Source organism: Leptospira dzoumogneensis (assembly GCF_004770895.1).
Classification (GTDB): domain Bacteria; phylum Spirochaetota; class Leptospiria; order Leptospirales; family Leptospiraceae; genus Leptospira_B; species Leptospira_B dzoumogneensis.
Genome location: NZ_RQHS01000018.1, coordinates 360,016 through 384,608, shown reverse-complemented (window position 1 = coordinate 384,608; position 24,593 = coordinate 360,016). Strand labels below are relative to the sequence as shown.

Here is a 24,593-nt window from a genome sequence, read left to right as displayed (position 1 = left end):
TGACTATTCTTCATCCCAATCCGCGGGAGGTGCTTTTCTTTTTAGACCTGCCAAAGTTTTGGAAGCGGCCTTTCTTTTGGCTTTTCTCGCCTTATCCGCCTTGGCCTTTCTGATCTTTGTAAGTTTAGGATCTTCTATTTTAGAAGCCTCTAAAATTTCCGCCTCTAACTTCTCGCATAAAAGAACTCTCGCCTTATATCTGTTTAAACCTTGGGTGCGATGAATGGAACATTTAATTTCGAGGCCTGTCTTTTTATATAGAAGTCGAACGGCAGTCGAAACCTTGTTCACATTCTGCCCGCCCTTGCCTCCGCTTCTTACAAAAGTTTCTTCCAGGTCGGATTCTTGGATTCCCAACTTCTTCATTCTGGAAAGAAGAAGGTTTGCTTTTTCGGGAGAGACAGGGAGTTGAACGGCCATTTTATCTTTTTAGGAATTCTTCCGGATCGAATTGACTGAAATAAGGGAAAGGTTTTCCGGAATCGTCCAAACAGACGTAAGTCACCCTACAATCTATGATCTCCCTTATTTCTTTTTTCATCTGATTTTTTGCGATGGCCGCGCTTCGGATGGTGATGGAACTTTTTCCTACTTTTTCTATTTTAGAAAAAATTTGTATGATCTCTCCTAGTAAACCCGGGCTTTTAAAGATCACATTATCCATAGTCACAGTGACAAGATTAGAATATCCGATTTTTTCGATGACGAACATAGCACAACCTTCGTCGATCCAAGCAAGCATTTGTCCCCCGAAAAGAAAGCCATGTTGGTTTAAATCCCTGGACATGACTATATGTTGAGTGCTTAATTCCATTCCTTGGATCTTTTCATCTAAAAAAACTTCTACGCTCATTTTTGGCCTCTCTAATCTTGTTTCGCCGTGGAAGAAGGGCATTCCTTTCTGAGTATACAAGTCTCACAGAATGTCTTATGCGCCTTACAGTATTTTCTTCCTAAAAATATAAAATACAAGGACAGATCCATCCAGTATTCCGGTTGAATATTTTGCATTAGATCCTTCTCCACTTTTACAGGATCCGTTTGTTTGGTAAGTCCTAACTTTTTAGAGATCCTTTTTACGTGAGTGTCCACCACGAATCCTTCCGAAATATGATGGATCTCATTTAATACTACGTTTGCTGTTTTTCTTCCTATACCCGGAAGTTTGATCAATTCCTTGATACTCTTTGGCAATTTGCCGTCGTATTCATTTAGTAGAAGGTTCGCAAAACCGGAAACCGACTTTGCCTTATTCTTATAAAAACCTGTGGAATAAATGATCTTTTCTATCTTCTTTAAAGGAGCAGAAGCGAGAGATTCCAATGTAGGAAACTCTTTGAAAAGAACAGGGCTTACCTGGTTTACCCTTTCGTCAGTACACTGAGCGGAAAGAATTACCGAGATCGCAAATTCGTAGTCTTTGGAATATTGGAGAGGAGAATTTACGTCCCCGAATTCCTTCCTGAGTAGGAAGTAAATCCGGGAAACATATTCAGGGGTCGCGGAAAAAGAAGGACTAGATTGCCTTTTTTTGGATTCCGACGTACTTTTTGGGCGCAAGTGCTTTTAGTGATTCGCCGTTATCTTTGATCGCAGCTTTGATCCCTTTCTTTTTAAGGGTTCTTAAAGCGCGGGTAGAGATACGAACGGTTACCCAACGATTCTCATCTTCTAAGAAGATACGTTTTTTGATTAGGTTGATTTTCCAGGTTCTACGGGTTTTAAGGTGAGAGTGGGAAACATTGTTTCCGGATATCGTTCCTTTCCCTGTCACAACACATTTTCTGGCCATACGCGACCATAATTTTCTATAAGCAGGGTCTGTCAAGGAATCCAAAAAGATTTTGTACCATTTTGAAACTTATTCCAAATTTTGTGCCATCTTGAGAATTACTCCGAATCCAGCGGGACCTTCTTCTTTAATGTCTCCAGAACATCTTCAGGAGTATCACAATAGGTCATTAGATTCAGGTCTTCTGGATCAATGAGTCCATATTCTTTCATAGTTTCCAATTGGAATATATCCTTCCAGAACTTGGTCCCGTAAAGGATCACTGGAATTTTACGATTATTGCGACCAGTTTGGATCAGAGTCAAAGTTTCGAATAACTCATCCACAGTTCCGAAACCTCCCGGAAAAGCTACAACTCCCATGGACAACCTTAGAAACCAAAGTTTTCTCATGAAAAAATAATGAAACTCTACGCTGATCTCAGGATCCACATAAGGATTTACGAATTGTTCGAAAGGAAGTCTGATATTCAAACCGAGACTTGGGCCGCCTGCCTCCTTGGCTCCACGGTTGGCTGCTTCCATAATCCCAGGGCCGCCGCCTGTGCAGACAGCCATTCTTCTGGTATCTTTTGAAATTTCTTTTCCCCATGTAGTGATGAGACTTGCGGTTTTACGAGCGGCCTCATAATAAACGGACATCTCTTTTTGTTTTTGGAATAATTTCCTCTCCGATTCGGAGAGATCCTTTGTTTCTTTTTCTCTACATTCTTCCGGACTTAAGATCCGAGCAGAGCCGAATAAACAAATTGTATCCTGGATCTTTCCTTCTCTAAAAAGGGATTGAGGATAATCAATTTCTGCGAGCACCCTTAGATGGAACGCATCTATGGATTTTAAAAACTCTTCATGTTCTAAGGACGTTCTTCCCATATTTCTTTCCTTTTTTTAGGGGAAGTTAGGCTTGCCTTTCCCAACTCTATCTACTAACCTATCTCCAAGAATGATCGGACTAAGAAGTTTAAAAGAAAAAATTTTCGCACTTGTCCGATCCTCCTTTTTTCACCTTTCCGTCAAATGGGATGCGGGAAAGATCAGACTCCGAAAAAGGCTGGATCCTTACGTTACGGCAGAGTCCCATACTGTGGATTTTCGCAATTTAAACGGAAAGGAATCTGGAACGACCGAAGACTGGTCCGAGAACCTGCCGCCCTTCTCCTTTTCGGAAACCGAAACAGAAAGTATTTATCCAAACGCAAAAAGAAAATTCCATAAGGTCCGAAAACATAAGGTTTCCCTTTGGTCCTTATTCTTTTTTCTACCTTGGAAATCCAAAATCCAAGAATCGGAACCAAGTTTTAGAGCGTTCCATCCCGGAGAAAATTTATTCCAAGAGGAGCCAAAGAAGAAGGTCCGCAAATCCGAAAATTTCCACCTGCGTAAGCAGCCTTATTTCTGGGAAGTTTGGTTCCCACAAACAAGCACTCTTACACTTTCTCCATTCGTAATTTGGGAGACCTCTGTTCCTTCCGATCTGTTCCAGGATTGTTTACCTGAATCAGTTCTTCCAGTGGGAGAACCGGGAAAATGGAAGGTACGCATCCATTCCATGAGAGTTCTATCCCACCAGTTGGGAAATTTATACGAGGATACTTATCCCAGTCCAAACAGAGTGTATAGAACGGAAGTTTGGGTCTATGGTCACAAAAAAGAAGAAGAAATAGATCCGGAAAAACCATTATTATATCCACTCGGAGTTTGGATCTCTCCGGACCAATTGAAGGAGGAAGATCCAAGGCTCAGACAAGGATTACCTTTTCGAACCGGAGAAACCTACTGGAAAATCCAAGGGGAAAATTTAAAAGTAGGGATCAGAGGTTTGGAATGGAGCTGGAAACCTGCCGGAGAAAATTCTAAATTCGAAAGTATATTAGAAAGCCCTCATATATTCTTAGGAAAATCCTATTTCACTTTGGAATCGGAAACTTTTGCAAGAGACAGACAGACAGCTTATTTATTCAAAAGAGCGATCAGTTCCGATCCTAAGCTGCTCCAGCGTGCAAGACCTAAACGAAATCTTTTTTCTGTTTCTCCAAAACCTAGCCGGATATAACCTTCCGTTTCAAAATCAGCGGAAGGTAAAACAAACACTCCTGCTTTTTCGTATAGAAGGTCCGCAAATTTTCTGGAATCCAAGCCAGGGTGCAATTTCGCAAAACCGACTACTCCGCCTCTTGGTTCTTTAAAACTTTCGATTCCGGGGAGTTTATTTTTGCTTGCATGGGCGAAGGTTCGGATATTCTCCCTCAGACTTTCTCGAATTTTACTCTGAAGCAACTTACGATTTTGCAAAAGTTTCAAGGTCAGAAACTCGGAGATGGGAGAAACTGTATGGGTCAGATAATCCTTCATGGACCTTGCTTTTTGGATCCAATCCTTAGGACCTACGAGCCAACCGATCCTAAGTCCCATCACACCAAAACATTTTGTGATAGAACCTGTGGAGATCGAATTTTCGCAAATCCCAATGCCGCTCCAGCCCAAATCATCTTCTTCCGAAAGAAATCTATAATGTTCATCGAACAAGATCCAATTTGAGAAATTTCCGGCGAGCCTTTGTAGTTCTTTCTTATCTTCCTCTTCCGCTATGATCCCTGTCGGATTATGAGGATGATTGAATATAATAAGATTAGGAGAATTTTGAAATAGTTTGTTCAGGTTCTCTTTTCCAAAACCAAACTCTTTACTTTCGAGCCTTGGAAGAAGGTCCACTTTTTGCAAATTGGCGCCTAAAGATCTTGGAACTTCGTACAATGCCTGAAACGCGGGCCAGAATAAAGAAGTAATACCTTGTTTTTGTATCAGTAAATTAAATGCGATGAAGAGCGCCTCTCCTGTTCCTGTGGTAACCAAGACCTGATCCGGAGAAACATTATTATAAAGTTTTGAAATTTCTTCTCTTAGATCTTTTCTGCCGGAATTGGGAGAATCCGCTAAGGAAAGTTTTCCCAATTCTCTCAGATCTAAATTTAGGTAATCTGAAAGAGTGCTTAGGTCCAGATTACGGATACCACTTTCTCCCAAATTGCAGGGAGCTTCCGTCCTAAATTTTTCCAGACGATCTTCTATGAAAAATTCTCTTAAACCCACGTCCAGAGCATGGTTTACTCATTCAGGAAAGAAGCAATGCAAAAGCTCCGAAAAAGGAAAGTAAAAATAGACCGAGTAAGATCCAACCCAGGCCGCTTAGGAAAAATCTCAGGTCCTTTAGGGCAAATAAGATCTGCTCCGGATCCTTCTCCTCCAAGACCAAGGACTTACGGAAAGAAAGAGATGCACCGTAGCCCAAAATTCCCAGTATAAAAAATAAAACCGCTGACACTGCTTGGATTACAATCTTTCCGGGAGCTTCCTTCAAAAAGGCCCCGAATGTTAAAATTCCGGAAAGTAAAAATAACAGAAAGGAAATGTTTCGTAAAACGGCTCTGAGAGAGTCCAGTTCCCTATGTTGTTCTCGGGAAATTTCATTAGATTCCATACTATTAGGATCGGCGAAAAAACGTCTTGAACCAGGAAGAACTAGATTTTTTATTCCAAGTATAGGGTGAACTAGAGAAATATATGAGCACAGAATCCCACATAGAATCTTGGACCAAGGCCCCTTTTTCTCCCCAGGTGCAAAAAGAAGCCAAGGCAGTCCTGGACAGATACAAAAAGGGAGAAACAAACGGCCTAGAGATCGAAGCCTATACGGTACCTCTCGAATTCGGTACAGGTGGAATGAGAGGAAGGATAGGTAACGGGATAGGTAGAATGAATGAGTTCACCGTCGGAAAAGCTGCTCTAGGTTTTTCCAGATATCTGGTCCAAAAATCCAAAAAACCGATACTCGTGATCGCATACGATTCCAGAAGAAGGTCCAGAGAATTTGCAGAAGTCACTGCAGGAGTGGCTGCATCTTTCGGGATCAAGGTAATCCTATTCTCGGAAGTAGCTCCTACACCATTACTCTCTTATGCAGTCCGTTATTATAAGGCAACTGGAGGTGTGGTACTAACTGCGTCTCATAACCCACCTGAATACAATGGATTCAAAGCATATCTTTCTAAAGGAGAGCAACTTGCTCCTCCTGACGATAAAAAGATCATTTCTTTGATCGACAAGGTCCAAGATTGGAATGAGATCCCTTTCCTTTCTTCCAAGGACGCAAAATACAAGAAGTTAGTCCAAAAAGCGGGAGAAGATTGTTTTTCTTCTTATCTAAAAGCTCTTAAAAAGTCAGGGATCGTATCTTCTAAGGTCACTCCTAAAGAAAGATCCCAAACCAAATTAGTATATTCTCCTCTCCACGGAACCGGTGGAAAATATATGAAGAAGCTACTACAAGACTTCGGGTATAAAAACGTGACCTTGGTTCCGGAACAGAAAGATCCGGATGGAGAATTTCCAACGGTTAAATTCCCGAACCCGGAAGAACCGGAAGCTCTGGAGATGAGCAGAAAACTTTCCGAAAAAATTGGAGCGGATGCTTTTATTGCAACCGACCCGGACGCGGATAGACTAGGCATCGGAGTCAAAAATCCTAAGGGAGGATATGCTCTTCTAAACGGAAACCAGATCGGTTCCATTTTAGCTGCTTACTTAGCGGAGAAGGTTGGATCAAAACCTAAAAAAGGCAAAAAGCCGGTTCTAGTAAAAACTGTAGTAACCACCGACTTGCAAGCAGAGATCGCAAAGAAGAACAAGATCTCACTTAAGAATGTTCTAACAGGTTTCAAGTTTATCGCGGAAGTGATGGGAAAACTGGATAAGAGTAAAACCCAATATTTCTTATTCGGCGGAGAAGAATCCTACGGGTATTTACCTGTGGAATTCGTGAGAGATAAGGACAGTTTATCTTCTGCACTTCTACTCATGGAAGTTCTTTCCGAGAAAAAAGACCTTCTTTCCTATATGGATGATGTATATCTTAAATATGGATTGTACCAAGAAAGTCTAAAGTCTTTAACATTAGAAGGACTTGCAGGCAAAAAGAAAATCCAAGATTCGCTTCAATCCCTTAGGGACAATGATCTGATCGGAAAATCCATCGGCAAAAGAAAGGTGACTGGATTTTTAGATTTTAAGAATAAGATCGCTAAAGGAAGCGCATCCAAATCCGCGTTTTCAGGTCTTCCTTCTTCCGATGTGATCCAATTAGAATTAGAAGGCCAGGCAAAGCTGACCATCCGTCCCTCCGGGACTGAGCCTAAGATCAAAATTTATTCTTCTTTCAAGAGCAGGACTTCTCCTAAGACCAAAGCCGAGATCCCAAAACTCACCGAAGGTTTATTAGAAGAATTGAAAGAAACAGAGTCCTTATTTTTACAATTGGCGGGTTTATCATGAACGAAACTGCATCAGATTTCCAGACTACAAAAGAACTTACAGACAAGTATCTTCTAGACTTATTCAATCGTTACCCTGTAGCATTCCGTTACGGAGTGAACGAATTATTATTCGATCAAAACAATAAGCAGTACATTGACTTTTTAGCGGGTGTGGCTGTTACAAATCTGGGCCATAGCGATCCTGATATTATAGAAGCGATCCGCAACCAAATAGACAAATTGATGCATACTTCCAATTGGTTCTATTCGGAAGAGGCGTCTCGTTTAGCGGAACTTCTCGTACTGAATACTTTTCCGGGAAAAGTATTCTTATGTAATTCAGGAACGGAAGCGATCGAAGCTGCATTTAAACTTGCAAGAGCATATGCGGAACAAAAGCAGATCCATGATCCGATTATCATTTCTCTACAGAAAAGTTTCCATGGAAGATCCGTTTCAGGGATCAGTTTAACAGGACAGAAAAAACTTCATACGGGTTTTGGAAAACTTTTGGACGGGATAGAATTCGTTGCTCCAAACAACGAAGAAGAACTTGTAGAAGCGTTCGAAAGATTCGCAGGAAGAGTGGTAGCATTCATTGCGGAACCTATCTTGGGAGAAAGTGGTATCATTCCGCTTTCCCACGGATATATGAACCTGGTGAGAGAATTGACTCTAGAAAATGAGGCACTTCTTATTTTGGACGAGATCCAAACAGGTTTCGGAAGAACAGGTACTATGTTCGCATTCGAGACTTATGGATTTTCTCCGGATGTAATGGCACTTGCAAAAGGGCTCGGTTCCGGATTTCCGATCGGCGCTTTGGTAGTTGCTGAAAAATACCAAAATGTTCTAGCTAAAGGTACCCATGGCACCACTTACGGTGGAAACCATTTAGGCGCTGCAATCGCTTATGAAACCATTCGGATCATACAAACTAGGGATGTTCTAGCAAATGTAAACTCTTGTTCAGAGATCGCGTTCAGCCGTTTGAACCAGATGAAACAAAAGAATAAGATCATCAAAGAGATCAGAGGAAAGGGTCTGCATATCGGAGTAGAATTAACTATTCCTTCTAGACCGATCGCAGAAATCTGTTTGGAAAAAGGACTGATCGTAAATGCAACTGGAGACACAGTCATTCGTATCATGCCTCCTCTTACGATCTCAGCACAATATTTGAATGAAGGACTGGATATTCTTGAATCAGTCCTAGACGCACAGAAATAAAAAGGAAAACAATATTATCTATGAAAAAAGTAGCCGTATTAGCAGGGGATGGAATCGGCCCAGAGGTCATGAAAGTGGCCCTATCCGTTTTGAAAAAAGCGTTAGGCTCCAAAACCTCCGACTTCCAATTTACGGAAAGCTTAGTAGGAGGGGCAGCTATCGATAAGACAGGCAGCCCACTCCCTCCGGAAACATTAAAACTTTGCGAAGAATCGGATGCGATCCTATTCGGTTCAGTGGGAGGTCCTAAATGGGAATCTCTTCCTCCGGAAAAACAACCGGAAAGAGGAGCTCTTCTTCCTTTACGTAAACATTTCGATCTATTCGCAAACCTTAGACCTGCGATCATCTACCCTGAACTTAGAAACGCTTCTCCAATAAAACAAGAGATCATCGGAGATGGTCTGGACATTTTGATCCTAAGAGAATTAACCTCCGGGATCTATTTCGGCCAGCCAAAAGGCAGAGAAGGAAGCGGAGCGGAAGAATTCGCATATGACACAATGAGATATTCCCGCAGAGAAATAGAAAGAGCAGCAAGAGTTGCATTCGAAGCGGCGAGAAAAAGAAATAATAAGGTCACGAGTATCGATAAGGCAAACGTATTAACCACTTCCGTTTTTTGGAAAGAAGTGGTGATCGATCTGCACAAAAGAGAATTTTCTGACGTCCAATTATCCCATCTTTACGTGGACAATGCGGCGATGCAGTTGATCGTAAATCCGAAACAATTCGACGTGATACTTTGCGAGAATATGTTCGGGGATATTCTTTCAGACGAGGCTTCCATCATCACAGGTTCCATCGGGATGCTTCCTTCCGCTTCCCTTTCAGAATCAGGTTTCGGTTTGTATGAACCTTCCGGCGGTTCCGCTCCGGACATCGCAGGCAAAGGAATTGCAAACCCGATCGCCCAGATTTTGAGTGCCGCACTACTCTTACGTTATTCTTTCTCCATGGAAGAAGAAGCACAAAAGATAGAAACTGCGGTCCGTAAAGTGATTTCCGCAGGAAAACGTACCAGAGATATCGCCGAGAAAGGCGCCGAAATTTTGGGAACGGAAGAAATCGGAATAGAAATTGAGAAGGTTTTATAAAGCCTGGAATTGAATTCCATGCCTGGAAATTTCATATTTTTACGTATATAAATACTGAAAGTATGAAACTTTCTGGAAATTTCTTGAATTAACGGGGACGGTGACTGGATGAAAGGCGGAGTAGCTCCATCAGGAAGACCTTATCAGGTAATCATTGCGGAAAATTCTAAATTCCAAGCCAAACAATTGGCTCAGATCCTGGAATCCGAAGGTTACGAAGTGGTCGGTTTTGCGGAATCGGGCAAAGAACTCCTAAATATGTACAAGGACAACCGAAAGGTAGACCTGATTACATTAGACCTTCACCTCCCTGTGATAGACGGTTTTGCTGCTTTTTACGAAATGAAAGATATGGGAGTTCTTCCCAGAGTGATCGTGATCACCGACGAAAACACTCCTGCGGTTATTAAGGCTTTAACCGAAGACGGTATCATGGACTATCTAGTAAAACCTATCAAAAGAGAGAAGGTCTTAGAAAAAGCAAACGCAACCGTTCGAAAGACCATCAAGATCTGATCCTAAATTTTTCGTTAGGATCTTATTCCAACCAGATACAATTTAAGTTTCTACCTGTATCTCCCCTTCTATGACTGAAAAATTTGGAATTGGGAGACATGGTACAAACTCCAGCAGTTTCCAAAAAAGGTTGGATCCCCAGACTTTTAATCCTATGAAGTAAGAAAGTTTTTTGTTCTAATAAAAACTTTCCGGATTCTTCCAATGTTTTGAGAGAATTCGGAACTTCTTTTCTGAAAAGAGAAGCGACATCTTCTCCGACTTCGTAATGTTTGCCGGTAGCATAAGGTCCCAAATAAAAATGAACTAATTCAGGATCTACTCCATATCTTTTTTGTACATGAGCCAGGGTCTTTTCAGTAATACCTGCAAGAGTTCCTTTCCAGCCTGAATGGATCACACCAACAAGTGCAGGTCTCCCGGTCCAAAAGAAGATGGGCATACAATCCGCAGTTTTTACGACTAGGATTTTTTTAGGTTCGGTGGTAAATAGAGCGTCACCTATAGGAATATCCGCCCCGGGAGATCCGTTCGCTTCCAGGATGGTGGTTCCATGTTCCTGATTCATGAAGAATACTTCCGCGCCTGCAACGCCCGAGGCCTGGACTACCCTTTCCCGGATAAAATTAGGATCGTTCGGATCTCCGGAAGCTTCTTTGTTTCCCAGGATCAAAAGCCTAAGGCTTCTTTTGTCTTCTAGAAAAAATCTATGATCGATCATACTTGACTTGGAGAAGTCCTGGTCTTGTATAGAAAAGAGAGGAAATATTTCGAGCCGGAAACGGAACCGAAAGAGAATCCCGGAAAAAAAATCCCATGTCCCAAACCCCTAAAGTAAAAATCTGCGGAATACGAAAAGTAGACGATCTGAAAATCTGTGTGGAAGAAGGAGCCGATCTGATCGGGATCAATTTTGTTTCTTCCAGCCCTAGACTTGTTTCTCCAAAGGAAGCGGAGATATTGATCACCTACTTATATACCTCCGTTCCGTCCTTTTTACGCCCGAAAATCGTATTCCTTTTTTATAAATCTTCAACCCAATATATAGAAACACTTTTAAAAAATTTGCAGCACGACTATGTCCAATACGTTAGCGACGACTCTTTGGCTCCGGGAGAAACTTCTCCGCTCTACCAAACCAAGGGTTCCAGAATTCTTTCCTATCGTGTCCGCGGAAACGTAAACGACGACTCTCTACATTTCCTAAATTCGGATTTATTGATATTAGATAGTTATAAATCGGATGCGGGCGGAGGAACGGGAGAAAGTTTTCCTTGGGAACAGGTTTCCGAAGTTCGCAGACCTTATCTACTCGCTGGAGGTTTGACTCCGGAGAATGTGGCAAAGGCGCTTTCCCAAACCAAGGCTTATGGAGTGGATGTTGCAAGCGGAGTGGAATCTTCGCCGGGAAATAAGGACCAGGAACTCATTCGGAATTTTATCAGAAATGCAAAACGATTCTCTTACAACGGAAACTAATTCTCCTGATCTGACCGAGGCTCTGGACACTCCTATGATGAGGCAGTATCTGGAGATCAAGGCCAAGTTCCCTGATTCTATCCTATTCTTTAGGATGGGGGATTTTTATGAGATGTTCTTGGAAGATGCAAAAATTGCATCAGCGATCTTAGACATTGCACTTACCAAAAGACAAAACTCTGTTCCGATGTGCGGGATCCCATTCCATAGCAAGGACGGATATATTTCCAGATTACTTTCTGCAGGAAAGAAGATAGCGGTTTGCGAACAGTCCAGGCCGGAAGACGGAAACACGAAACTCATGACCAGGGATGTGGTGAGGATCATCACTCCGGGCACAGTGATCGAAGAACATTTACTTTCGGGATTCCAAAACAATTATTTATGCGTATTGGTCCCAAAAGCTGCCTTGATCTTTGTAGGAATGGCTGATGTTTCTACAGGAGAAGTTTTACATTTTGCAGTTCCAATTTCAAGGACCCAAGTATTAGAGTCCGAATTCGTAAAATTTAAACCGAGCGAGATCTGCGTATTCTCCCAAGATTTAGAAAGGATCAGGACCTGGCAGAACTTCGGAGAAAGAGAATTAACGGTTTTAGACGCGGCAAAAGTGGGATCGGAAAATTCTAACGATCCATTCCAAACGGTCACAAGAACATTAGAATATTATATTAGAGAAAATTACAGGGACGGGACTCTCACCTTAAGAGAACCGCGTATCTTACAAACAGGTTCCTATTTGGAGATGGATAGAGAGACTATCCTGAATCTGGAACTGATCGAAAACGAAAAAGAAGATAAGGGCCATACACTATTTTCAGTTTTGAATTTTTGCAGTACTGCCAAAGGAAAAAGGGTCCTGAAACAAAGGATCTTATTTCCGGAAACGGACCCGGCCATTCTAAAATCCAGATGGGAAAAACAGGATATCATTAAAAAGATCCCTCTTGCCCATTTGACCCAGGCTTTAAAGGACTTGGGAGATCTGGAAAGGATCTTAGGAAGATTTAGAGGAAATAAGGCCTACCCTCGCGATTTCAAAACCATCCTATCTTCCGTCCAAACATTGGATTCTTTGATCGGTTTACTTTCTCCTCTTGGATATCCAATTTCAAAACCGGATAAACTGGATGAGCTTAAAAAATATATCGAAGGAAGGATCCACACGGAAGAACTTCCTGTTATATTAGGAAATGGTAAATTTCTAAAAGACGGCTTTGATAAAAACCTGGATCGAGCCAGAGAAGCAGGTTCCAAAGGTGCGGATTGGATCTTGGAATTAGAAACGGAAGAAAAGAAAAAAACCGGGCTTTCTACTCTTAAGATCAAATATAATAAGATCGTAGGTTATTTTATAGAGATCTCCCGCGCACAAGCCGAGCAGGCGCCTAAAGAATATCTCAAAAAACAGACACTGGTAACTTCCGAAAGATTTACCACCGCAAGATTGGAAGAGATTGAAAGAACGATCTTAGAAGCGGATGAGATCATCCAAAAAGTGGAAAAAGCGGAATTCGAAAAAATGGTACAAACCGTTTTGGAATATTCTTCCGAACTTCTACTTGTTTCAGAAGAATTCGGAGATCTAGACTTCCAAATTTCACTCCTAAAGGCAGAGGAAAAATTCGGCTGGATCCGTCCTGAACTAAGCGAAGATTCCAATTTAGAAATGAAATCTTCCAGACACCCTGTGGTGGAAGCAAGTCTCCCGGTAGGTGCAAAATTCACCCCGAACGATGTCGGCTTGGATGGAAAAGAGAATTCAATTGCGATCTTAACGGGTCCGAATATGGCGGGTAAGTCCACTTTCATGAGGCAGATCGCTATCAACCAGATCTTATTCCAGATCGGTGGAAGTGTTGCCGCAGAGACCGCAAAACTTCCTATCTTAGACAAATTATTCACTCGTATCGGAGCGGGAGACAATTTGAATGCAGGAGAATCCACATTCTATGTGGAAATGAAAGAAACTGCGAATATTCTCAAAAATTGCACTTCTCAATCTTTATTACTTTTTGATGAAGTAGGAAGAGGAACTTCCACCTACGACGGGATGAGTATTGCCTGGGCCATCTTGGAATCTCTTTCCGAGATGCATCCTCGTCCTAAAACTGTTTTTGCCACCCACTATCATGAACTTACGGAACTTTCCAGACTTCCAGGTGTTTGGAACCTTCATATGGAAACAGTGGAGAAGGATGACAAGGTTATCTTCTTAAGAAAAGTAAAACCCGGTAAGGCAAAAAAATCATTCGGTATCTACGTGGCACAACTGGCGGGAGTTCCTGATTCGGTAGTAAAACGTGCCGCAGAAATTCTTACGGATATGGAATCCAGGAAAAAGGAAATACGTATCCAGACCAGGGAACCTTCCCTATTCCAAGACATGAGTTCTCCGAATGGGGATACTCAGTTTTGGCAGGACTTCAAAAAAGAGATCACCGACCTTCCGATCGATTCTATGACCCCGATAGAAGCGTTAAAACTATTGGATGATTGGAAGAAAAGAGTGAGTTCGAGGGGATAATGAAAAGCTGCGGTTTTCACGCAGAGGCACAGAGTCGCAAAGATAGTAACTGTTGGAATTCTACATAAGAAGTTCAGAAATTTATATCACTCATCAAACAAATACAAAAGAACATCCATAGAAGCAAAGTCTATCCAGTTGGAAATATTGGATTTGAGACCTTCTTTTGCATGAAATCCTATACCGATCCCGGAAGCTTCTAACATCAGTTGGTCGTTTGCTCCGTCGCCCACTGCTACGATATTTTCTTTGGTCATTTGAAAGCGGGACTGCAGCTCCAAAAGAGAATCCCTTTTGATATTTTTATCCACTACAGTTCCGGAAACTGTTCCTAAAAGTTTATCGCCTGCCCTATCCAGATAATTTGCTCGGACCTCGTCGATGGAATATTCTTGTTTAAATCTTTCTAATATATCAGTGAATCCGCCGCTGAATACTGCGGTTTTTGCGTTTTTCTTTTTTAATCCCCGGAATAATTCTGGTACACCATGATTCGGATGCAGCTTAAAGTATAATTCGTCGAATACGGAAACCGGAAGATCTTTCAGATAAGAGCATCTTTTTTGGAGAGCTTCTTGGAAGTTCAGGTTTCCTTCCATAGCTTCCTTGGTCACATGCGCAACTTCTTCATAGACACCTGCATATCTCGCCAATTCGTCTATGACTTCTTCTCGGATTAAAGTGGAATCCATATCAAAACAGAATAAGGCTCCGTTGTTTAAAAAAGAAGAAATTTGGATCAGATCTAGTTTACGGAATCTTTGTAACTCTTGTCTAAGATAAACCAATTCTTCCCTTGGCAGGGTCCGATCCGTTTTCCAAACATCGCATACGAAATCTTTGGAGACTTCCTGCCTTCTTTCTATAAAGACTGCTTGTTGAAATCTTGCTGAAAGTGCTTCGGATAATCTTTGGGGATCCGAATCGTTTTTTGGACTGAAAAATAAGATCACTTAGATTAACGGACTAGAGATTTAATTTTGCGAAGCCAGATAATATAGGCGTCTCTATTAATATGGATAGGATCTTTTTTCCCATTAACAGAAAAAGCCAACTCTTCCCGAATAAAAGGGATATCCTTTTGTCTGAACTCAGGCCAGATATCCAAGAATTGAACGTTCTGGTTCTCGTTCGCGATCCGTAAAAGCCAAGCATTTACGATTGGAGATATAGAATTCACATTTCGGCTCAAGACCGGTGGAATTCCAAGTATCAAAATCTTTGTATTCGGAAGGCTCGTCCTGATCTTTTGGATCAGAAGTCTATGGATCCCCTCTATATAATCCAAACATTTCCCGTCACGGATATCATTTCCGCCGATTTCCAGGATAATGGTAGAAGGTTTTAAATTCAGGACCGTATTGTCCAAACGGTTCAGAAGAAGTTCCGTCATGTCCCCTGCGATCCCACGGTTCACAGAACCTGGAAAATCTGTCTGGATCAGATCGGGTGGAATAGCGGCGATGAGGCTATTTCCTACGAAAACTATATTCGCTTTTTTTAATTTATCGTTCTCGTTGGCATAAATAAGAACCGCTTCCAGGTATAATTTCTGATAGGATTCCCATTCGTCCAAATCTCGGACCCCAAGCTTGTCCACACATTTGAAATCCGGATTATAATAGTCGTATATTGTCCTGGGTTGAAAAACAGAACAAGAGATTAGGGAAAGAAGAAAAAAACAAATCCCTAATACTTTCATTTGACATGTCCCTCTAAAACTCTCAGTTCTCGGAATCTTTCATATGAAATCGTTTATGCCAGTCGGCAATCTGAGCCTGCAGATATTCTTCCGTGTCACAAATACGAAATTCAATTGGGTTGTTGGAAACTGTATCGATCAATTTGGCTTCAATATAGCCGTTTTTTAGTTTATTGATCTCTATCTTATATTTCATCCGACAATCTCCGTTATATCCAGGATTTTCACCCCTACCAGAGTTTCAATCTATTCCGAAATTAATCTTGGAAAACCACCGAGCCTGGGAATCTTCCCATACTCGGTCCGAAAATGCTATACGATTTTCGTTCTCAATTCAAAAAAACTATTTCAAGGATTTACGATATTTGTAAAGTTCCGGGAAATTTTCAGGAGCATAAGGATGGTCTTTTCCAAGAGCGGATTCCCAATCTATTTCTTCTCCCATCCCGGAAGAAAATTCAGGATAGAATCCGGAGTCCAAGATCATTCGGATTGTGTCCGCAGCGTCGGAACCTTTTACGTTCAGATACCCGCTTGCAAACAGGGAATTTGCGGCGTATAAAGCCATTCCTTGCAATCCTCTCAAATGCCCTTCTCTTCCTGCTGCGATACGGACCTCGGAATCAGGGTTCACCAAACGAAATGCGATTAGGGTTCTAAGGCAAAATTCAGGGGTTAAACCTTGAGGATTTTTGATCGCGTGACCGGCAACAGGTATAAAAAAGTTCACAGGAATAGAGATCACTTTTAGGTTCTTGATCTCGTATATAACATCCGTTAGATCCCAAAGAGACTCTCCCATTCCGACGATCACACCGGAGCACATTCCTACCCCGGCCTTCATTAGATGAGTAATCGTCTCTACTCTTTGTTCGTATGTATGAGTGTCACAGATTTCTGGATAGTGTGCCTTAGAAGTATTCAGATTATGATTATATCTATCTAGGCCTGCGGCCTTTAAACGTTCCGCTTTTTCTCTGTCTAATAGACCGGCGGACAAACATACTTTTAGTCCAAGCTCTTTGCTGATCTTTTCGATCGTGAATGCCAGCTTTTCAGTAGCTAAAGAATTAGGCCCTGTTCCTGCAGTGACCATACAAAAACGATATGCTCCATTTTCCTTGGCTTGTACCGCATCTTGGAAGATCTCCTCAGGAGATTTCATAGAGTATTCTTGTACTCCGGAGCCTGCATTCTTTCTTTGAGCGCAGTAACCGCAGTCTTCAGGACAATGTCCGTTCTTAATATTATCTAGAACATGGATCCGGACCGTTTTACCGAAGTATTTTTCCCGAACCTTGTATGCCTTATCTAAAGCCTCGGTCAATGGGATCTGGCCGCTTAGAATTGCATATGTTTCCTCCCGATCGATAATGCTTGGCACCTCTGAAAATACTTTTTCTTCGGTGACTGTAGGAGTTTCTAGACTAAGTTTCATTCTGCCGATAGTTTCCGAAGCTGTGTTTTCCTTGGCAATCTATAATTGGTCTTAAAAACGGGTGTTCATCAATCTTGGATTTTGTAGGCACTAAGACCTTCACGAACTGCCAGAAATACCTTATCCAAAGATGATTTAGAAATATTATAAGGAGGAGTGATATATATCACGTTCCCAAGAGGTCGAAGAATAACTCCTTTCTCTTGGCAGATCCTGCGAAATTCTCTCGCGAATGGATTTACATAACCCGGCTTCGCCTTACCTGTAAAAAGTTCTCCTACACCTACTGAACCGAGCACTCTTGTATTCTTGATCTTGTCCGGAAATTCAGCTCTTAGTTTGGCCCAGCCTTCTTCCAAATAGGACTCCAATTTTTTTACGTCCGAGAGCCTGTTTTCTTCTTTATAAATTCGTAATGATGCAAGTGCGGAAGCGCAGCCTGGAGGATATCCGGTCATAGTATGTCCATGATAGAATGCCTTCATAGGCTCGGAGGATAAAAATTCTTTGTAAATTTCTTCCCTGACCAAGGTCACTGCCAAGGGTAGAATCCCTGCAGTAAGTCCTTTTGCAAGTGCCACCATGTCCGGACGGATCCCAGCTTTTTGATAGGCAAAATTTGCACCTGTTCTTCCGAAACCGGTAAATACCTCGTCCAGAAGAAGAAGAACATCATAACGTTCCGTGATCTCTCTGAGTCTTGTAAGAACACTCGGTTTATGGAATAACATTCCACCCGCACCCGCAATCAAAGGTTCCATTACGACTCCCACTACTTCTTCCGAGTGAGCGGATAAATACGCCTCCAGTTCGTCCAAACAATCCTCTGCGCAGGAATGCGGGGATTTGGAAACAGGACAATCATGACAGGCAGGTGAAGGGAAATTTTTGGTTTGGAATAAAAGACTTTGGAAAACTCTGTTAAATACGGAATCCCCTCCTACGCTCATCGCACCGATCGTGTCTCCATGATAAGAATAGGAGAAGTTTATAAATACCTTTTTCTTTTCTCTGCCTTGGTTCCTAAAATACTGAAGTGCGATCTTCAGCATGATCTCCAAAGCGGTGGAACCGTTATCCGAATAAACTACCTTGCTAAAAGCCCAATCAGTGAATTCTAAAAGTTCATGAGCGAGTTCCAACGCGGGAGGATGGGTAAAACCTGCGAGAAGTACATGATCCAAGGAATCTAACTGTTTTTTAACTGCTTCTACGAGTTTAGGATGATTATGACCGTGGATACTCACCCACCAGGAGGAAATTGCATCTATATATTCTTTTCCATTCTCATCATATAAAAATTCTCCCTTTGCAGAAACTATCTTTAAAGGAGGATCCGAATCTAGTTGGATTGTGTATGGATGCCAGATCAAGGGAATAGTAAGTCCGGGAGGATCCTATCCGGATCGAATTCATTTGCAACCTTATCTAAGAATTCTTTTCTAGACAATTTTCTTTCCGGAAGAAGAAATGTCCCTAAAAGCCCGATTTCTGCCGCTTCTATGATTGTCCTAATATTATCCGAACGAAGCGGATTTTCAGGACCTATAAAATAAACTCCTAAAACCTTGATCTCTCTTTTCCTAAGAGCCTCGATCGACAATAATGTATGATTGATCGTTCCAAGTTCCGTAGAAGCAACGAGTACCAATGGAATTTTTGCCTGCTCTACTAGGTCCGCGGTAAAATAATAACGGTTGAGAGGAACATATACACCTCCGGCACCTTCTACCAATATTTTAGCGTCTTTGATACTGAATAGATGCCTGGAAAGTTCATCCGTATCAACGGTAGTATTTTCCATTTCGGAAGCAAGATGTGGAGAAGCAGGAAGTTCGAATGTATAATAATTTTTTAAAAAATATGACTCGTTCAATCCGGTTAGATTCATGATCTTCACTCTATCAGAATCAGCACCTGTTTGGATCGGCTTCAGATATTTTAATCCGAGTTCTTCTGCATACTTAGCCATCATAAGAGAGCAAAAGAACGTTTTACCAATATCGGTTCCGGTTCCGGTTACAAAAATGGACAAACTTAATTCTCCCGGACCAATTGTACGAATTTTTCCAGATCTTTTCTAGTAATCTTAGAATTTAAAGAAACTCTGATCCTAGAAATATCAACCGTCGGAGGACGGATCGCTTTTGCTTGGAATCCGTTTTGGTTCAGACAAGACGAAAGTCCTAATGCTTCTTCTTCCGAACCTAAAAGTATAGGTATAATTTGAGTATTAGAATTTCCAGTATCCCTTCCGATTTGATGTAGAGAATCACGGAAGAATTCCGAATTTTCTTCCAATACTCTTCTTTCATGATCCATCCGTTTTGCCAAACGAATTGCAACTCTACCCGCATGAGCGATTGCAGGAAGCGAACCTGTAGAAAAAACAAATGTCCTGGCAGAATGGAGTAAATATTTTCTGGCATCCTTGGTGGTGGAGATAACTGCACCTTCTAAACCCAATGCTTTTCCTAGGGTAGACATTCTAAAATCTATTTCGGAAGTCCGTGAGATATTTTCTTCTAAGGAAACGCCAGAGCCTTCTTTCCCGAAAAGTCCGATTGCATGTGCCTCATCTATATAGAGTAATGCTCCGTATTTTTCTTTCAGGTCTATCAATGCACGAATATCCGTTTTGTCCCCATCCATACTGAACACGGACTCGGTAACGATCATCTTATGCTTGGTACCAGAATGTTTTTTTAATAAACTCTCCAGATCGTTCAGATCCGAATGTTTATAATATACTTTTTTGGCTCCTGAAAGCCGGACCCCGTCCATTAAGGAAGCATGATTTTTACGATCACAAAAGATCGTGTAAGAAGGATCTGCAACGCAGGAAATCGTTCCTAAATTTGCAGCGTATCCATTTGCGAAGAAGAGAGAATCTTCCGACTTCACCCAGTTCGAAAAATCATTTTCTAATTCTTCGAATACTCTTCTGTGACCTCTGACTAAACGGCTGGCAGTAGAACCTGCACCGTAGATATCGATACCTTCTTTAAGAGCTTGGATGATTTCGGGATGAGTAGAAAGCCCCAGATAATCATTGGAGCAGAGGTCCAGGCCAGAAGGAGGATCCAGGGTCCGGATCCTATTCTGAGATTCTAACCTGGAAAAGAAGGCAGGAAGCTCCGAAAAAAAAGGAAGTTTCGAGGATTGCGTTTCCTGCACAGGTTTTCCGAAGGGATTATAACATCCCTTTTACTTCGTCTCTTTCAGATTTAAGTTCGTCATGAGTGATATTGAATTTCTCTTTCGCAAAGTCGTTCAATTCCAATCCTTTAACGATCTCAACTTTAGTTCCATCGGACTTAACAGGGTATCCGAAGATAAGTCCCTTATCAGCTCCGTAAGAACCGTCGGAAGTAACAGCAACACTGAACCAATCTCCTGCTGGAGTTGGAGTGATGATCTGACGAACAGTATCCACAACTCCGTTAGCAGCAGACGCAGCAGAAGAAGCTCCTCTTGCTTTGATGATCTCAGCTCCACGTTGTTGAACGTTCTTAATGAAGTCACCTTTTAACCAGTCATGATCCTTGATCACATCCGTTGCCACTTTTCCGCCTATCTTAGCGTTATAGAAGTCAGGGTATTGGGTAGAAGAGTGGTTTCCCCAGATCGCAACGTTAGTTACGTCTTTTACTAAATTTCCTGACTTGATCGCAAGTTGGGATTTCGCACGGTTCTCATCCAGCTTGGTCATTGCAAACCAACGATCTGTAGGAACTCCTTTCGCATTGTTCATAGCGATAAGACAGTTCGTATTACAAGGGTTTCCGACGACTAAAACTCTTACGTCAGAAGCGGCGTTCTTCTCGATCGCTTTTCCTTGGTTTACGAAAATCCCACCGTTAATTTTGAGAAGGTCGCTTCTTTCCATTCCTGCTTTTCTTGGCACGGAACCGACGAGTAGCGCCCAGTTGATGTCTTTGAAAGCGACATCCAAATCCGCGGAAACACTTACTTTTTGCAAAAGAGGAAAGGCGCAGTCTTCCAATTCCATGATCACACCTTTAGCAGCAGGAAGAGCCGCCTCCAGTTCCAACATTTGGATCTCTACAGGAGTGTCCGCTCCGAACATTTGACCGGATGCGATCCTAAATAATAAAGAATATCCGATCTGCCCAGCGGCACCCGTAACTGCTACCTTAACTGTTTTTGCCATTTGAAACTCCTAACTTTTTATATACTAGAGCTTAGTTATTTTTTAGCTCTTCGTCGATGATCTTCGTGAAATTTTGGATCGGCATATTGCCTTCCACTAAAATACCGTTAATGAAGAATGCAGGGGTTCCGTTCACTCCGTAACTTTGTCCTGCCTGCATATCCGCTTCGATCTCGCTTTTGATCTTGTCTTCGTCAGAGATACAACGATTGAATGTTCCCATATCTAAACCAACTTGCTGGGCTAGCTTGATCACATTCCCTTTTTCTAATTTTCTTCCGTTTTCGAAAAGAAGGCTATTATACTGCCAGTATTTTCCCTGAGGGATCGCACAGTTTGCCGCGACGTGAGCGAACATTGCATTCCTGTGGAAGTCCATAGGAAAATCCCTAAAGACCCATTTGATCTTATCCTTATATTGTTCTCTAAGTGCCTTTGTTGTTGTTTGGCTCATCGCGCAATAAGGGCATTCGAAATCCGAAAATTCTACGATAGTAACTTTTGCATCAGCAGGTCCGATGGTTGGATTCTCACTGGCTTCGATCGCAACTCTAGTCGGAGGAGGAAGTTCCGGTCCGATGATCTCGGTATTATACTCTTCTCTCATTCTTCCGAAGAACGCTTGTCTTTCTCTATCAGCTTGTACTGCTTTTAAATACTTTACGATCTCACCTTGCACTGTTGCCAAAGGTTTTCCTTTTAAACCGGGCTCGTCTTTGAATTGGTTATAAGCCGCGATAACTTCGTCTTGAACCGGTTCATACCCTCTTCCGAATTTAGTCAGCTCTTCTACAGGAACTCCCTTAGCAGCCGCTTCTTTTTTCAGGATCTCTTGAGAAGCAAGTTGGGAAAACATTCTGTACATCTGCTGGTTGTTTTCCTGAAGATACTTACGATAAGCGGACGGGTTATCTTTTTTGATATCGGAGATAGTATAGAACCCGAATGTCCCGACTCTCATATAATGTTCCGGGATGGAAAGTTTTACGATAATAGCGATAGATATTAAAACATAACCTAAAAAGATCCAAGGAAGTGCCTCCTTGAATTTCGGACCGAAAACACGGTCTAACAAAGTGGAAGAAGTTTCTTCAGACATAATATCCTTACCAAAGGGAGAAAAGCTCCCCTACCAGCCAATTTAGAAAGCAGAGTATGGGAGGCAAACGAATAATTCGAGGGGTCAAAAAGGAGGAAATCGGTCCAAATCCATGGGAAAAAAACCCTTCAAATTCAGGCTTATAATAGAATTATTTCGAAAAAAAATTAAGCAAGCGATCGGATTTCCGATAGGAATTAATAGGAACCTGAAAACGGAGGTTTAGGTTTATGAACGTAAATGGTATACATTCGGGACAGTATCCGGCGACCTGGTCTCCGGTGCAAAGAGAGACTAAACCCGAACAAGAACCGGTCGGAGACGTATTGGAGATCCAAGCCGCCGATTGGAAAGGAATCAAACTGAAAAACGAACCCAAAGGGGACGAATTGGTAATGAAACCTACCCCGGTAAGTGCAGAAGAAAGATTGAGCCAAGTGATCAGTCCGGAACAAATGAAAGATCTTTTATCTATGATAGTAAGTTCAAGATTCAGTTCTGTTTCAGAAATGAAAACCGGTCACGGTAAAATTGATTTAAAAGGTTAAATTTGGCTTTCGAGTTAGGTCTTGTATTTTCTCCCAAGCTGGATTTAGCCCTAGGCGTCCTGACACTCATTTCAGTTTCAGGGATGGGATTCTTTTTTTATTGGGAAGTACTACGCCCGTACGCCGCCAAAACACGCCCAAGCCAAATGGATCCTCCTGAAGAAGGAGACACCTACGAGATCGTAGTTCCGGAAAGCACTCGTATTTATAAATTTTCAGTCGGCCAAGTTTATGGAAACATCCCTACCCTTTGCAAATCCATCCAAGACGATCACTTAGTGTTCATATTAAAAAAAGGAAAAGATACGGAAGATTATGATATTCTAATCAATCGTTCCGGTCCTGCTATTATGAAACCTCCTCGTATGCAACATTTTGCAAAAATGGAGTCCCAGGAAAAATTGGAAAGCCATGAGATCATAGGACAAACTGCATCCTTTAGGATCTCGGATAAGATCATTAAAGATCGTATGACCCAATATTTTGAGATCGGGATCACTTCTAACTTTTTTGTGAATAAACTAGGAAAAGAAAGAATGAGATTTATATTCTCAGTCCAAAAGATCCATCCGGGGCTTTCTACCAGATCCAGAGATAAAAAAGGACTGTATTCTTTCGGAAAAGAAAAGGCTTCGGAAGAAGATTAAGAGATCTTTTTAAAAGAGATTTTAGCTCCGGTGGTATCCGGAGAAAGATGCACCAACCTACACGGTATCCCGGATCTTTCAGAAAATTGTTTTGTAAGTTCCGAGAATTTTTTCTCCAGTCTTTTAGAGTCCTTTCTTCTAGTATAAACAAGAACTGCAGGACCACTTCCAGAAAGAGAAACGCCTATCGCGGATTTTTCAATTTCCTGCACAAGAGGTAAAAGTGGAAATTCTGAATTCATTCTATAAGGAGTGTGGATCTTATCTTCCAATGCTCTTTTTAGAAGTCCAGGTTCTCCTGATTCCAAGAATTCCCACCAAGTCGACATCCTGCTCAAATTAAAAATAATATCAGAAACCGGATAAGTATCCGGAAGGCATTTTCTGGAATGATTGGTTGAGATCTCCAATTCAGGAATGAGAAAGAAACAATGTACATTCTTAGGGAATTTTCTCTTAAAATAATAGAGTTTCTCTTCTGCAAAATAAGAGAAAACGAATCCGCCTAAATAAGCGGGTGTCGTATTATCTGGGTGACCTTCTAATAAAGCGAGCTGGTATAAGAACTCGGACTCACTCGGAAGTTTTGTATCCGGAAAATATTTCTCCTGTGCGAATCTTGCAGCAGAAAATCCGGCTACTACAGCGCTTGCACTAGATCCCAAACCACCTTTTAAAGGAAGTCCGAGTTCCATAGTTACGGAATAAGGAATGGGAGAAGAAGACGATTTGGTTTGTGAAGATACGAATACCGAAAAATACGTTTTATAAGATTGTAAAACTAGATCCTCGTCATCCGTAAACACGGGAGCAGAAGATCCTTTGATCTTTCTTGTAAACTCCGAAGTTTTTCCGAATTCAAAACTGAACTCGTTATAAATTTGAAATGCCAACCCCAATAGATCGAAACCGGAACCTAAATTAGCGGAAGTTCCTGGGACCTTAATTTGGAATTTGTATTTTGCCGCGCTCATACGAGTATCCGGATTTTCTGCCATCTTTTGGGAAATTCTCCGATCGTCATTTGCTTTTCTAA

The 24,593-nt window shown here is 41.7% G+C and carries 27 protein-coding genes; 9 read left to right on the top strand and 18 right to left on the bottom strand.

Annotated features, from left to right (window positions below):
* Positions 1 to 3: 3 nt before the first annotated feature.
* The 5 genes from EHR06_RS12725 to EHR06_RS12705 all read right to left on the bottom strand — a co-directional run bounded on the left by EHR06_RS12725 (position 4) and on the right by EHR06_RS12705 (position 2,664).
* Entirely contained in the window at positions 4 to 420 is a 417-nt protein-coding gene (locus tag EHR06_RS12725; RefSeq protein ID WP_135757343.1) for a peptide chain release factor family protein, read from the bottom strand.
* 1 nt (position 421) lies between these two features.
* Positions 422 to 853 carry an acyl-CoA thioesterase gene (locus tag EHR06_RS12720; RefSeq protein WP_135757342.1) on the bottom strand — a complete coding sequence of 144 codons (432 nt, stop codon included), beginning with the start codon at positions 851 to 853 and terminating at the stop codon, positions 422 to 424.
* An 11-nt stretch (positions 854 to 864) separates the two neighbouring features.
* The gene (locus EHR06_RS12715; RefSeq protein ID WP_135757341.1) at positions 865 to 1,560 is read right to left on the bottom strand and encodes an endonuclease III domain-containing protein; all 696 of its coding nucleotides are present in this window, start codon (positions 1,558 to 1,560) and stop codon (positions 865 to 867) included.
* Entirely contained in the window at positions 1,517 to 1,792 is a 276-nt protein-coding gene (gene rpmB / locus EHR06_RS12710) for a 50S ribosomal protein L28 (protein WP_008590546.1), read from the bottom strand. The genes EHR06_RS12715 and rpmB overlap by 44 nt, the downstream gene beginning before the upstream one ends.
* A 98-nt stretch (positions 1,793 to 1,890) precedes the next feature.
* Positions 1,891 to 2,664, bottom strand: a complete 774-nt coding sequence (locus tag EHR06_RS12705) for an LOG family protein (RefSeq protein ID WP_135757340.1) — start codon at positions 2,662 to 2,664, stop codon at positions 1,891 to 1,893.
* Between the two features lie 31 nt (positions 2,665 to 2,695).
* On the opposite strand from EHR06_RS12705, the gene EHR06_RS12700 reads away from it, so the two are divergent.
* The gene (locus EHR06_RS12700; protein WP_135757339.1) at positions 2,696 to 3,844 is read left to right on the top strand and encodes a hypothetical protein; all 1,149 of its coding nucleotides are present in this window, start codon (positions 2,696 to 2,698) and stop codon (positions 3,842 to 3,844) included.
* On the opposite strand, the gene EHR06_RS12695 is transcribed toward EHR06_RS12700, so the two are convergent.
* Both EHR06_RS12695 and EHR06_RS12690 read right to left on the bottom strand, forming a co-directional pair.
* Complete coding sequence (locus EHR06_RS12695; RefSeq protein WP_135757338.1) at positions 3,742 to 4,881, bottom strand: aminotransferase class I/II-fold pyridoxal phosphate-dependent enzyme; 1,140 nt, start codon at positions 4,879 to 4,881, stop codon at positions 3,742 to 3,744. The two genes, EHR06_RS12700 and EHR06_RS12695, sit on opposite strands and share 103 nt — an antisense overlap.
* A 22-nt stretch (positions 4,882 to 4,903) precedes the next feature.
* On the bottom strand, positions 4,904 to 5,269 hold the full coding sequence (locus EHR06_RS12690) for a hypothetical protein (protein ID WP_020768199.1): 366 nt from the start codon (positions 5,267 to 5,269) through the stop codon (positions 4,904 to 4,906).
* Positions 5,270 to 5,352: 83 nt separating this feature from the next.
* Here EHR06_RS12690 and EHR06_RS12685 point away from each other — a divergent pair, with 83 nt between their 5' ends.
* The 4 genes from EHR06_RS12685 (at position 5,353) to EHR06_RS12670 (ending at position 9,943) form a co-directional block, all read left to right on the top strand.
* A complete protein-coding gene (locus EHR06_RS12685; protein ID WP_135757337.1) occupies positions 5,353 to 7,119 on the top strand; it encodes a phospho-sugar mutase in 1,767 nt (588 codons plus the stop codon).
* On the top strand, positions 7,116 to 8,330 hold the full coding sequence (locus EHR06_RS12680; protein ID WP_135757336.1) for an aspartate aminotransferase family protein: 1,215 nt from the start codon (positions 7,116 to 7,118) through the stop codon (positions 8,328 to 8,330). The genes EHR06_RS12685 and EHR06_RS12680 overlap by 4 nt, the downstream gene beginning before the upstream one ends.
* Positions 8,331 to 8,350: 20 nt before the next feature.
* Complete coding sequence (gene leuB / locus EHR06_RS12675) at positions 8,351 to 9,427, top strand: 3-isopropylmalate dehydrogenase (RefSeq protein ID WP_135757335.1); 1,077 nt, start codon at positions 8,351 to 8,353, stop codon at positions 9,425 to 9,427.
* Between the two features lie 108 nt (positions 9,428 to 9,535).
* The gene (locus EHR06_RS12670; RefSeq protein WP_086448829.1) at positions 9,536 to 9,943 is read left to right on the top strand and encodes a response regulator; all 408 of its coding nucleotides are present in this window, start codon (positions 9,536 to 9,538) and stop codon (positions 9,941 to 9,943) included.
* Positions 9,944 to 9,965: 22 nt separating this feature from the next.
* Here EHR06_RS12670 and EHR06_RS12665 read toward each other — a convergent pair whose 3' ends face one another.
* Positions 9,966 to 10,664 (bottom strand): purine nucleoside phosphorylase YfiH/LACC1 family protein, encoded by a 699-nt coding sequence (locus tag EHR06_RS12665; protein WP_135757334.1) that lies wholly within the window; start codon positions 10,662 to 10,664, stop codon positions 9,966 to 9,968.
* Positions 10,665 to 10,759: 95 nt separating this feature from the next.
* Here EHR06_RS12665 and EHR06_RS12660 point away from each other — a divergent pair, with 95 nt between their 5' ends.
* Together EHR06_RS12660 and mutS are read left to right on the top strand one after the other, a co-directional pair.
* Positions 10,760 to 11,422, top strand: coding sequence for a phosphoribosylanthranilate isomerase (locus EHR06_RS12660; protein ID WP_135757333.1), 663 nt, complete (start codon positions 10,760 to 10,762; stop codon positions 11,420 to 11,422).
* Positions 11,391 to 13,949, top strand: coding sequence for a DNA mismatch repair protein MutS (mutS, locus tag EHR06_RS12655; RefSeq protein ID WP_135757332.1), 2,559 nt, complete (start codon positions 11,391 to 11,393; stop codon positions 13,947 to 13,949). Before EHR06_RS12660 ends, mutS begins: the two co-directional genes overlap by 32 nt.
* An 86-nt stretch (positions 13,950 to 14,035) precedes the next feature.
* On the opposite strand, the gene serB is transcribed toward mutS, so the two are convergent.
* From serB to EHR06_RS12615, 9 genes are all read right to left on the bottom strand, one after another.
* Positions 14,036 to 14,815, bottom strand: a complete 780-nt coding sequence (gene serB / locus EHR06_RS12650; RefSeq protein WP_244288595.1) for a phosphoserine phosphatase SerB — start codon at positions 14,813 to 14,815, stop codon at positions 14,036 to 14,038.
* A gap of 92 nt (positions 14,816 to 14,907) precedes the next feature.
* A complete protein-coding gene (locus EHR06_RS12645; RefSeq protein ID WP_135757330.1) occupies positions 14,908 to 15,651 on the bottom strand; it encodes a GDSL-type esterase/lipase family protein in 744 nt (247 codons plus the stop codon).
* A 22-nt stretch (positions 15,652 to 15,673) separates the two neighbouring features.
* Positions 15,674 to 15,847: a hypothetical protein gene (locus EHR06_RS19155; protein ID WP_165780245.1), complete on the bottom strand. Its 174-nt coding sequence runs from the start codon at positions 15,845 to 15,847 to the stop codon at positions 15,674 to 15,676.
* Between the two features lie 147 nt (positions 15,848 to 15,994).
* Positions 15,995 to 17,089 (bottom strand): biotin synthase BioB, encoded by a 1,095-nt coding sequence (gene bioB / locus EHR06_RS12640; protein ID WP_135757329.1) that lies wholly within the window; start codon positions 17,087 to 17,089, stop codon positions 15,995 to 15,997.
* Positions 17,090 to 17,157: 68 nt separating this feature from the next.
* The gene (bioA, locus tag EHR06_RS12635; RefSeq protein ID WP_135757328.1) at positions 17,158 to 18,462 is read right to left on the bottom strand and encodes an adenosylmethionine--8-amino-7-oxononanoate transaminase; all 1,305 of its coding nucleotides are present in this window, start codon (positions 18,460 to 18,462) and stop codon (positions 17,158 to 17,160) included.
* Positions 18,459 to 19,124 (bottom strand): dethiobiotin synthase, encoded by a 666-nt coding sequence (gene bioD, locus EHR06_RS12630; protein WP_135757327.1) that lies wholly within the window; start codon positions 19,122 to 19,124, stop codon positions 18,459 to 18,461. The genes bioA and bioD overlap by 4 nt, the downstream gene beginning before the upstream one ends.
* Before the next feature lie 2 nt (positions 19,125 to 19,126).
* Positions 19,127 to 20,266, bottom strand: coding sequence for an aminotransferase class I/II-fold pyridoxal phosphate-dependent enzyme (locus tag EHR06_RS12625; protein WP_135757326.1), 1,140 nt, complete (start codon positions 20,264 to 20,266; stop codon positions 19,127 to 19,129).
* 16 nt (positions 20,267 to 20,282) lie between these two features.
* Complete coding sequence (locus EHR06_RS12620; protein WP_135757325.1) at positions 20,283 to 21,263, bottom strand: malate dehydrogenase; 981 nt, start codon at positions 21,261 to 21,263, stop codon at positions 20,283 to 20,285.
* 31 nt (positions 21,264 to 21,294) lie between these two features.
* The gene (locus EHR06_RS12615; protein ID WP_135757324.1) at positions 21,295 to 22,362 is read right to left on the bottom strand and encodes a DsbA family protein; all 1,068 of its coding nucleotides are present in this window, start codon (positions 22,360 to 22,362) and stop codon (positions 21,295 to 21,297) included.
* 230 nt (positions 22,363 to 22,592) lie between these two features.
* On the opposite strand from EHR06_RS12615, the gene EHR06_RS12610 reads away from it, so the two are divergent.
* On the top strand, positions 22,593 to 22,910 hold the full coding sequence (locus tag EHR06_RS12610; RefSeq protein WP_135757323.1) for a hypothetical protein: 318 nt from the start codon (positions 22,593 to 22,595) through the stop codon (positions 22,908 to 22,910).
* 2 nt (positions 22,911 to 22,912) lie between these two features.
* Positions 22,913 to 23,557 (top strand): hypothetical protein, encoded by a 645-nt coding sequence (locus tag EHR06_RS12605; protein WP_135757322.1) that lies wholly within the window; start codon positions 22,913 to 22,915, stop codon positions 23,555 to 23,557.
* Here EHR06_RS12605 and thrB read toward each other — a convergent pair.
* A complete protein-coding gene (gene thrB / locus EHR06_RS12600; protein ID WP_135757507.1) occupies positions 23,554 to 24,531 on the bottom strand; it encodes a homoserine kinase in 978 nt (325 codons plus the stop codon). The two genes, EHR06_RS12605 and thrB, sit on opposite strands and share 4 nt — an antisense overlap.
* Positions 24,532 to 24,593 lie beyond the last annotated feature (62 nt).

Bases quoted from the DNA above. Each gene is read 5' to 3' on its own strand.
- EHR06_RS12705 (WP_135757340.1), bottom strand. From the start codon at position 2,664: ATGGGAAGAACGTCCTTAGAACATGAAGAGTTTTTAAAATCCATAGAT.
- EHR06_RS12725 (WP_135757343.1), bottom strand. From the start codon at position 420: ATGGCCGTTCAACTCCCTGTCTCTCCCGAAAAAGCAAACCTTCTTCTT.
- EHR06_RS12660 (WP_135757333.1), top strand. From the start codon at position 10,760: ATGTCCCAAACCCCTAAAGTAAAAATCTGCGGAATACGAAAAGTAGAC.
- mutS (WP_135757332.1), top strand. From the start codon at position 11,391: ATGCAAAACGATTCTCTTACAACGGAAACTAATTCTCCTGATCTGACC.
- EHR06_RS12665 (WP_135757334.1), bottom strand. From the start codon at position 10,664: ATGATCGATCATAGATTTTTTCTAGAAGACAAAAGAAGCCTTAGGCTT.
- leuB (WP_135757335.1), top strand. From the start codon at position 8,351: ATGAAAAAAGTAGCCGTATTAGCAGGGGATGGAATCGGCCCAGAGGTC.
- EHR06_RS12610 (WP_135757323.1), top strand. From the start codon at position 22,593: ATGAACGTAAATGGTATACATTCGGGACAGTATCCGGCGACCTGGTCT.
- EHR06_RS12670 (WP_086448829.1), top strand. From the start codon at position 9,536: ATGAAAGGCGGAGTAGCTCCATCAGGAAGACCTTATCAGGTAATCATT.
- EHR06_RS12615 (WP_135757324.1), bottom strand. From the start codon at position 22,362: ATGTCTGAAGAAACTTCTTCCACTTTGTTAGACCGTGTTTTCGGTCCG.
- rpmB (WP_008590546.1), bottom strand. From the start codon at position 1,792: ATGGCCAGAAAATGTGTTGTGACAGGGAAAGGAACGATATCCGGAAAC.
- EHR06_RS12620 (WP_135757325.1), bottom strand. From the start codon at position 21,263: ATGGCAAAAACAGTTAAGGTAGCAGTTACGGGTGCCGCTGGGCAGATC.
- EHR06_RS12690 (WP_020768199.1), bottom strand. From the start codon at position 5,269: ATGGAATCTAATGAAATTTCCCGAGAACAACATAGGGAACTGGACTCT.
- EHR06_RS12680 (WP_135757336.1), top strand. From the start codon at position 7,116: ATGAACGAAACTGCATCAGATTTCCAGACTACAAAAGAACTTACAGAC.
- thrB (WP_135757507.1), bottom strand. From the start codon at position 24,531: ATGAGCGCGGCAAAATACAAATTCCAAATTAAGGTCCCAGGAACTTCC.
- bioB (WP_135757329.1), bottom strand. From the start codon at position 17,089: ATGAAACTTAGTCTAGAAACTCCTACAGTCACCGAAGAAAAAGTATTT.
- EHR06_RS12645 (WP_135757330.1), bottom strand. From the start codon at position 15,651: ATGAAAGTATTAGGGATTTGTTTTTTTCTTCTTTCCCTAATCTCTTGT.
- EHR06_RS19155 (WP_165780245.1), bottom strand. From the start codon at position 15,847: ATGAAATATAAGATAGAGATCAATAAACTAAAAAACGGCTATATTGAA.
- EHR06_RS12720 (WP_135757342.1), bottom strand. From the start codon at position 853: ATGAGCGTAGAAGTTTTTTTAGATGAAAAGATCCAAGGAATGGAATTA.
- EHR06_RS12685 (WP_135757337.1), top strand. From the start codon at position 5,353: ATGAGCACAGAATCCCACATAGAATCTTGGACCAAGGCCCCTTTTTCT.